Here is a 7,723-nt window from a genome sequence, read left to right as displayed (position 1 = left end):
CAAGGCCGGGCTCGTTCGTTCCGACGAGTCCGATCCTCAACCGGGTGGGGAAATTTGAACGACCATGGGTGGGGAAAATTGGAATACCGTTGACAGATGGTCAACAAGATGGCTTCGCTGACCACGAGATCCAGCCCGTCGAGTGGGCGGGCCACAGGAAAGCCCACCCATACCTCGTCACCCTGAACCCGCTGCGTGACCGTCACCAGTGTGGTACGCAGCGGCAAGAAGCTCTCCAGCAGCGACACAACCTGACGCAAGGTGCTGCTGCTCAAGGCCGCGTAACCCAGCCTGCCGTGAGTGTTGATGCGCAGGCGCTCCCCCACGAGCAGGCCAAGAGCGGGCTCCTTTGCGGCGCCCAAGGCCGCATGCATCAACTTCAGAAAGGGCACGAAGCCCAAGCCCCGGTGGCCGTCGGCCAAGTCCGCCATTTGCAGATCGGCTGCCGCAAGCACCTCGGGCACATTCACCCCCATGCCAGACAGCATGTCGGCGATAAGGCGCACGTAGTGGAGGGGCAGTGCTGCGTTGTGCACGGTTTGATTTTTTGAAAAGCGCCAATTGTCAATAAATGACCTTTTTGTGTCAAGACAACCTACCCTTGATCTACCCCAGGATTCATAGGATACAAATACTTAGCGCCATCAAACTAACAGTACGCCAATGTTTTCGTTTTTCAAGAAGTCCGGCCCCAACCAGGCCAGCATCAATGGGGTGCCCATCATGGTCAATCCCAAGGAGACCTTGCTCCAGGCAGCGTTGCGCGAAGGCATTGATTTCCCGAACAGCTGCCGCGTGGGTGGCTGCGCAGCCTGTAAATGCAAGCTGGTCGACGGCAAGGTCAAGGAGCTGACTCAGACCGCCTACATCTTGTCGGACGAAGATTTGGACGCCGGCATGATCCTGGCCTGCCAGTCGGTGCCACAAACCAATGTCACCATCGAAGTAGACATGGCCGCCCAGCAAGCCCGCCGCACCGTAAGTGGCCGGGTGGTGGCCTGCACCGCACTCACCCACGACATCGTCAGCCTGCGCATCCAACTGGACGACTCGCTGCCTTACAAAGCTGGCCAGTACGCACAATTGTCGGTTGACAGCCTGCCCGGGGTTGATCGCAGCTACTCGTTTGCCACCGCCTCGCAGCCCAATTCCCAGGTCAGTTTCCTGGTACGCAAGGTGCCCAATGGCGTGTTCTCCAGCCATGTGCATAAACATGATCTGGTTGGACAGCGCGCCAGCGTGAAGGGCCCCATGGGCGATTTCTGGCTGCGCCCCTCTGACGCCCCCTTACTGATGGTGGCCGGCGGCAGCGGCCTGGCCCCCGTTCTGGCCATCTTGGAAGACGCTCTGGCCCAAGGCGTCAAACGCCCCGTCACCATCTTGTTTGGTGCCCGCCAGCAAGCTGACTTGTACGCTCAAGACACGCTGGAAGCCCTTCGCACCCAATGGCCTGCGGCCTTCCGCTTTGTGCCCGTGCTGTCGGCCGAACCCGATGGCAGCAGTTGGGCAGGTGCGCTCGGCAACGTTGACAGCGCCCTGGCCGAGCACCTGCCCTACGGTGCCCATGCCTACCTGTGCGGCCCACCCGTCATGGTCGATGCCGTCAGCGCAGTATTGCGCGACCGCGGCATCGCCAAAGAACAAATCCGCGCCGACCGTTTCACGACCTTGCACGACTCTACAGGAGCACAGTGATGATGAACATTCTGCACTACCTCAAGTATTTCCTATTCCATATCATCGGCCTGCTGGCTCTGACGATGGTCACCCTAGGTGGCGCTTACACCACCTACGGTCTGATCACCATCTTGGTTTTCTACATGGTGGGCGACGCTGTCTGTGGCGACGACACCACCACACCCACCTTCAAGTATCCCGGCATCTTGACTGCGCAGCTGTGGATGGCTTTGCCCTTGCTGTTAATGATCATCTTCGCATCGCTTTGGAGTGTGAGCTCCGGCGACGTGCTGGGCTATGGCGCCTGGGTGCAGCAGCTCACGGGCTTCGATGCCCTGGCAGCCCGCGAAAGCACCTTCTGGGGCCACCACATCTCGACCATCCTGCTCTCCGGCCTGATGATCGGCATGGTTGGCACCATCACCGCCCACGAACTGACTCACCGCACCTGGGATCCGATCTCGATGTTTGTCGGTCGCTGGTTGTTGGCTTTCAGCTTTGACACCATTTTCTCGATCGAGCACGTCTACGGCCATCACCGTTATGTGTCCACCACTGAAGACCCAGCCACCGCACCTCGCGGCCGCAATGTGTACTTCCACGTCCTGGCCTCGACCATCAAGGGCAACATCAGCGCGTGGAACATCGAGAAAAAGCGCCTCAAGCGCGATGGCCACGGCGCCATCTCCTTGCGTAACGGCGTGATCCGTGGTCACCTGATGAGTTTGCTGTTGGTAGCGGTGGCATATGCCATGGGCGGCTGGCCTGTGGCTGGCTTCTTCATTGCCAGTGCGCTGTGGGGCAAATCGCTGCTGGAGATCGTTAACTACATGGAACACTACGGCATGGTTCGCGACCCCAAGCTCCCGGTTCAGCCTCGTCACTCTTGGAACACCAACAAGCGCATCAGTTCATGGTCGATGTTCAACCTGACCCGCCACTCGCATCACCATGCCCAAGGCGAAGTGCCTTATCAAGACCTCAAGCCCTTCCCTGAAGCGCCCATGATGATCGGTGGCTACCTGACCACCATCCTGGTGGCCATGGTTCCGCCTCTGTGGTTCAAACTGATGGACCCCAAGGTCAAGGAGTGGGATCTGAAGTACGCCAGCCCCGAAGAGTTGAAGCTGTCTGAGGCCGCCAACAAGCGGGCTGGCTGGGGGCTCAAGGCTTCTGCTTGAGCCATGGCGTTGTAAAAATAGGGCTACGGTGGCAGACCTGTGATTGATGCTAGACCTGCATTCATGGCTTCTTCAAGTCGCTGTTTTCCATCCCCTGCTTGAATTGCTGCGTTTCGTGCGCCGCCCGGTGCCAGCATAGTAACCGCCCTGCCGCTCAAGGCGTACGCTCATGGCTTTCCATTGCGCCTGACAGACGCACCCGTGCATCGGGTACCAGCTTGAAAGAGGTACCTTCGAGGTTTTGCACATCGGTGGCCGACCTCGTGTGCGATCGTGTAGGGCTTGGGCAAAATCCTCCAGGCGCATGCTCAGCGTCGCCCTGTGTCGGTCTTGCAAATTCACCGCCACGCCCGTGAATATGGGCAGAGCCTGGCAACAGGGATGGCCAAAACTCTGGGTTTTTCCCCGGTGGATGCCATGATCGGCTTGCGCGACCCGCTGGCAATGCTGGTACTACGTGTGCCGTGGGCAGAGGTAGAGAGGTCGCTGGCTCCGCTATTCGCCCGCAAGGCGAGCATGGCAGCATGCCGACATGTTCGGCCCGACGCCGCGGACGTTGCCGACGGGCTCAGCGCGGCTCGTCGCGCGCGCCTGCCCCTTCGCCTGATGGTGGAGCCGCTATTCCAGGCGGCGCCATGCCTTCTGATGGATGACACGGGCGTGCTAACCGAGGAGACGGTGGTGCGCACGTTCTCGATCCTGAAGGCGACAGACCTTCTCAGCCACTCGCGATCAGTGTTGGGAGCTTATATTTCAGGCCGCTGAGGCCGTGTCCTGCATCTCATAGGTCTGGACCAAGCGCTTGCGTTGCGCCGGCAAAAAGTTGATGCGCGAGGCATCGCCACCGGTGGCTTTAACCACTCGCTTGTCCATCACGGCAAACCACAGCGGCGGCACGTAAGCGACCAGGAACATGCCCGTGTAGCCCAGCGGCAGGAAGGTCGGAATGTCGTGGAAGCTGCGCAGCGACTGGTAGCTGCGCGTCGGGTTGGCGTGGTGGTCGGAGTGGCGCTGCAGCTGGAAGGTCAGGATGTTGGACAGCACGTGGTTGCTGTTCCACGAGTGGTGCGGCTGGCAGTGTTCGTAGCGGCCATCGGGCTTCTTCTGGCGCAGCAGGCCGTAGTGCTCGATGTAGTTGGCCGAGGTCAGCATGAAGGCGCCCAGGAAGGCCAGCACCATCAGCAGCACCAGGGCCTGCGTGCCCAGCCAGGCGGTCATGCCGCCCCAGACGATGGCGGTGCCGATCCAGCCCTGCACGATCTCGTTGTCCAGGCTCCAGGCCGACTTGCCCTGGCGCTCCAGGCGCTCGACCTCCAGGTCCCAGCCGCGGAAGTAGGCGCCGGGCATCTCGCGGAACATGAAGCGGTAGATCGTCTCGCCCATCTTGGACGAAGCCGGGTCTTCCGGCGTGGCCACGTGGCGGTGGTGGCCGCGGTTGTGCTCGATGCAAAAGTGCGTGTAGGCGCCCAGCGAGAGGTTGAACAGCGCGGCCTTGCGGGGCAGCCATTCCTTCTTGTGGCCCAGCTCGTGGCTCATGTTCATCACCAGGCCCAGCATGAAGCCGTTGATGATGACGGTGGTGACCACGCCATACCAGGGCACCGCGTGCGTGCTCAGGAACCACACGTTGAACAGCGTGGTGGCCCAGCCCACGGGGATGGCCAGGTAGATCATCCAGCGGTAGAAGGCGCGGCGCTCGAGGTCGGGCACGGCGGCTTCAGGCGGGTTGCTGGTGTCGTCGCCGATCAGCCAGTCCAGGATGGGCACCAGCACGAACAGCACCAAAAAGGGCAGGACGTACCAGGCGGCGTGGTCCTGGCCCATCAGGTGGGCCACCGGGCCCGTGGCCACGATGGCGGGGATCAGGGCTGGCAGCAGCCAGAGGGGCTTCTTCGGGTCCCGGTAGGACGCGGCCAGCGGGTCGGGCAGCACGGCGCTCATGTTGTTGTCTCCTCGGTGTGAGTCGGTGAAATGGAGTGATGCGATCTTGCGAGCGCAGGCCGAAATGGGGTACCGTCTGCGCTGGCAACTTATCGTCATTTTGTGACACTCACCGTGAGCACCCGAACCCCTCCCACGCAGGCGGCCGACTGGCTGGCGCCCGCGCTGCACCCCATCTACGCCCGGCTGATCTGCGCCGAGATGCGCCGCCGTGGCTTCGACGAGGCGCAGATCCTGTCCGGCACGCGGCTGAACTGGGCGTCACTGCACGAGGGCAACCGCTACCTGAGCTTCGACGAGGTGACCCGGCTGATCCGGCGCGCGGTGGCGCTCACGCAGGAGCCCTGGCTGGGCATCACCGTGGGCTGGGGCACGCAGCTGTCGGCGCACGGGCCGGTGGGGGTGGCGGCCATGTCGTGCGACAACGTGGGGCAGGCGCTGGCCCTGATCCAGCGCCACGCCGGCTTGCGTCAGAGCCTGATCTCGCTGGAGGTCGACCAGCAGGGCGACGAGGTCACCCTGTGGATGCGCGAGCACCTGCAGGCCCCGGATGTGCGCGAGTACATCATGGGCCACCTGATGGGCGCGGGCCTGCGCCTGCTCGACACGCTCACGGGGCTGGACATGACCCGCGTGGCCCGTGTGGAGTTCGCCTTCCCGGAGCCGCCGTGGGCCGATGCCTACCGCCGCTGGTGGCCTTCGGTGCGCTTTGGCATGGAGCGCTCGGCCATGGTGTTGCCGCTGTCGCTCCTGAGCCACCCGGGCCTGGCCCCTGACCCGCAGACCCACCGCATGGCCTTGCGCGAGTGCGAGCGCCTGTGGTCACAGCAGAACGACCCGCGTGACCGCCTGGGGCCCGTGGGCGACCGCATCTTGAGGCTCTTGCTGGCCTGCGAGGGCGGCTACCCGACCCTGAGCGAGTTGGCCGAGCGCGAGCACGTCTCCAGCCGCACCCTGATCCGCAAACTGGGCGACGAGGGCCTGACCTACCAGCAGCTGCTCGACCGCGTGCGCGAAGACCTGGCCTGCTGGTGGCTGCTGCACTCGGACATGAGCGTCGAAGCCATCGCCGACCGGCTGGGCTATCAGGACACGTCCAATTTCAGCCGCACCTTCCGGCGCTGGGTGGGCATGCCGCCGAGCGACTTCCGGCGATCAGCGGGTGCTCAGACCTTGAACACCGCCACCGACTGAACGAGCTCGGCAGCCTGGTGCTGCAGGCTCTCGGAGGCCGAGGCCGACTCTTCAACCAGGGCCGCGTTCTGCTGCGTGCCGTGGTCCATTTGCTGGATGGCCTGGCCGACCACCGACTCCCCGGCTTGCTGCTCGGCGCTGGCCGTGCTGATCTCGGCCACGATGGTGTTGACCCGCCCGATGGCATCCACGATCTGGACCATGGTGTCACCGGCCTGGTTCACCAGCGTGCTGCCTCGCTCGACGCGCTCGGCGCTGGCCGTGATGAGGTGCTTGATCTCGCGGGCGGCGCCAGCGCTGCGCTGCGCCAGCGAGCGCACCTCGGCCGCCACCACGGCGAAGCCTCGGCCTTGCTCACCTGCGCGGGCCGCTTCCACCGCCGCGTTCAGGGCCAGGATGTTGGTCTGGAAGGCGATGCCGTCGATCACCGAGATGATGTCGGAGATCTTGCGCGAGGCCTCGTTGATGCCCTGCATGGTCTCGACCACCTCGCGCACGACCCCACCGCCCTGTTCGGCGACCTGAGCGGCCGCCTGGGCCATGGCGGTGGCCTGCAATGCGTTCTCTGCGTTGCGCTGCACCGTGTGCCCCAGGTCCGACATGGTGGAGGCGGTTTGCTGCAGCGAGCCGGCTTGTTGCTCGGTGCGTTGCGACAGGTCCTGGCTGCCTTGCGAAATCTGGGCGCTGGCCGTGGCCACGGCTTCGGCGTTGCCGCGCACCCGCGTGACCACCTGGGTCAAGCTGGCCTGCATGTCGGAAAGCGCCGCCAGCAGGGGCGTGAACTCGTCGCGCTGATCTTCGTGGATGGTGGTGCTGAGGTTGCCATCGCGCACGCGCTCGGCCACCTCCCGTGAGCGATCCACCCGCATCTTCAGGGTGCGCCCGATCCACCAGGACAGCGTCACCATGGCGCCGCCGATGAACAGGAACACGCCCAACAGCACCATCAAGGTCTGCTGGATGCTCGATTGGATGTGCGCGATGTCGCGCTCGGCGCTGTCGCGCTGGTAGCTCACGGTCTCCGCCAGTTCTTTGAGCAGCGCGTTGCGAGCCGGGATGGTGTGGTCGACCAGGTAAGCAAAGGCCTCGTCCTTGCGGCCCTCGGCGATGAGCTTGACGTTGGCCTCCCCTTGGACCCAGAAAGCCTGCACCGCTGGCGGGATGGCCTCAAAGCGTTCCTTGCCGGCGCTGGTGAACAGTTGCTGCTCATAGGTCTTGAGCAGCTGCTCGATCAGCTGGCGTTTGGTTTGCACGTCCTGCAAGGCCGCGTCGCGTTCAGCGGGCGTGCGCGCCAGCATGGCGTGGCGCAGTTGCAGCGAGGCGCGGGTGACGTTGAGCTCGACCTGGGCGATCTCCGAGAGTTGCGGGATGCGGTGCTTGGCCGTTTGATCGCTGACGGTGGAGACGTCCTGCAGCCGCCAGACCGTGAACAGGGCGGCCCCGATCAGGCCGGCGCAAACCAGCACCGAAGCCAGGGCGATGCGGGCGGCAAGCCCGCGCGCACCGAAAAATGACATGTCGAGCTCCTTTCAGCATTCGTCGTTGTTGCCGGCGCAGAACCAGAGAACTGAAGACATCGTTCGGAGATTCGGTCGCAAATTGATACATCCAGCGCATTCAAACCTGCGAATCTGAAAAAACTGCCCGGGGAATTGGGTGCAGGCGAGGGGCGCCGGCTTCTTACAATCGCCCCATGCCTTTTGTTCACCTCCGCGCCCACACCGAGTTCT

The 7,723-nt window shown here is 63.5% G+C and carries 7 protein-coding genes; 4 read left to right on the top strand and 3 right to left on the bottom strand.

Annotated elements, in window-relative coordinates; all coding sequences use genetic code 11:
* On the bottom strand, window positions 1-536 hold a 536-nt coding region (locus EV672_RS09765; RefSeq protein ID WP_166643522.1), incomplete at its 3' end, for an AraC family transcriptional regulator ligand-binding domain-containing protein.
* A 127-nt stretch (window positions 537-663) separates the two neighbouring features.
* On the opposite strand from EV672_RS09765, the gene EV672_RS09760 reads away from it, so the two are divergent.
* The 3 genes from EV672_RS09760 to EV672_RS09750 all read left to right on the top strand — a co-directional run bounded on the left by EV672_RS09760 (window position 664) and on the right by EV672_RS09750 (window position 3,623).
* Window positions 664-1,695 (top strand): 2Fe-2S iron-sulfur cluster-binding protein, encoded by a 1,032-nt coding sequence (locus EV672_RS09760; RefSeq protein WP_133608664.1) that lies wholly within the window; start codon window positions 664-666, stop codon window positions 1,693-1,695.
* Window positions 1,695-2,858, top strand: a complete 1,164-nt coding sequence (locus EV672_RS09755) for an alkane 1-monooxygenase (RefSeq protein WP_230179365.1) — start codon at window positions 1,695-1,697, stop codon at window positions 2,856-2,858. The genes EV672_RS09760 and EV672_RS09755 overlap by 1 nt, the downstream gene beginning before the upstream one ends.
* 282 nt (window positions 2,859-3,140) lie before the next feature.
* Window positions 3,141-3,623: a hypothetical protein gene (locus EV672_RS09750; protein WP_125245594.1), complete on the top strand. Its 483-nt coding sequence runs from the start codon at window positions 3,141-3,143 to the stop codon at window positions 3,621-3,623.
* Here EV672_RS09750 and EV672_RS09745 read toward each other — a convergent pair.
* A complete protein-coding gene (locus tag EV672_RS09745) occupies window positions 3,612-4,799 on the bottom strand; it encodes an alkane 1-monooxygenase (RefSeq protein WP_125245595.1) in 1,188 nt (395 codons plus the stop codon). The genes EV672_RS09750 and EV672_RS09745 overlap by 12 nt on opposite strands.
* A gap of 114 nt (window positions 4,800-4,913) precedes the next feature.
* On the opposite strand from EV672_RS09745, the gene EV672_RS09740 reads away from it, so the two are divergent.
* Complete coding sequence (locus EV672_RS09740; RefSeq protein ID WP_125245596.1) at window positions 4,914-5,993, top strand: AraC family transcriptional regulator; 1,080 nt, start codon at window positions 4,914-4,916, stop codon at window positions 5,991-5,993.
* Here the strand turns inward: EV672_RS09740 and EV672_RS19240 are convergent.
* Window positions 5,966-7,510, bottom strand: a complete 1,545-nt coding sequence (locus tag EV672_RS19240) for a methyl-accepting chemotaxis protein (protein ID WP_125245597.1) — start codon at window positions 7,508-7,510, stop codon at window positions 5,966-5,968. The genes EV672_RS09740 and EV672_RS19240 overlap by 28 nt on opposite strands.
* Between the last annotated feature and the right edge of the window lie 213 nt (window positions 7,511-7,723).

The organism is Aquabacterium commune (assembly GCF_004362855.1).
In the GTDB taxonomy this organism is placed as follows: domain Bacteria; phylum Pseudomonadota; class Gammaproteobacteria; order Burkholderiales; family Burkholderiaceae_C; genus Aquabacterium; species Aquabacterium commune.
Note: the sequence above shows the minus strand (reverse complement) of the source record. Positions and strands in the feature narration are given on the sequence as shown.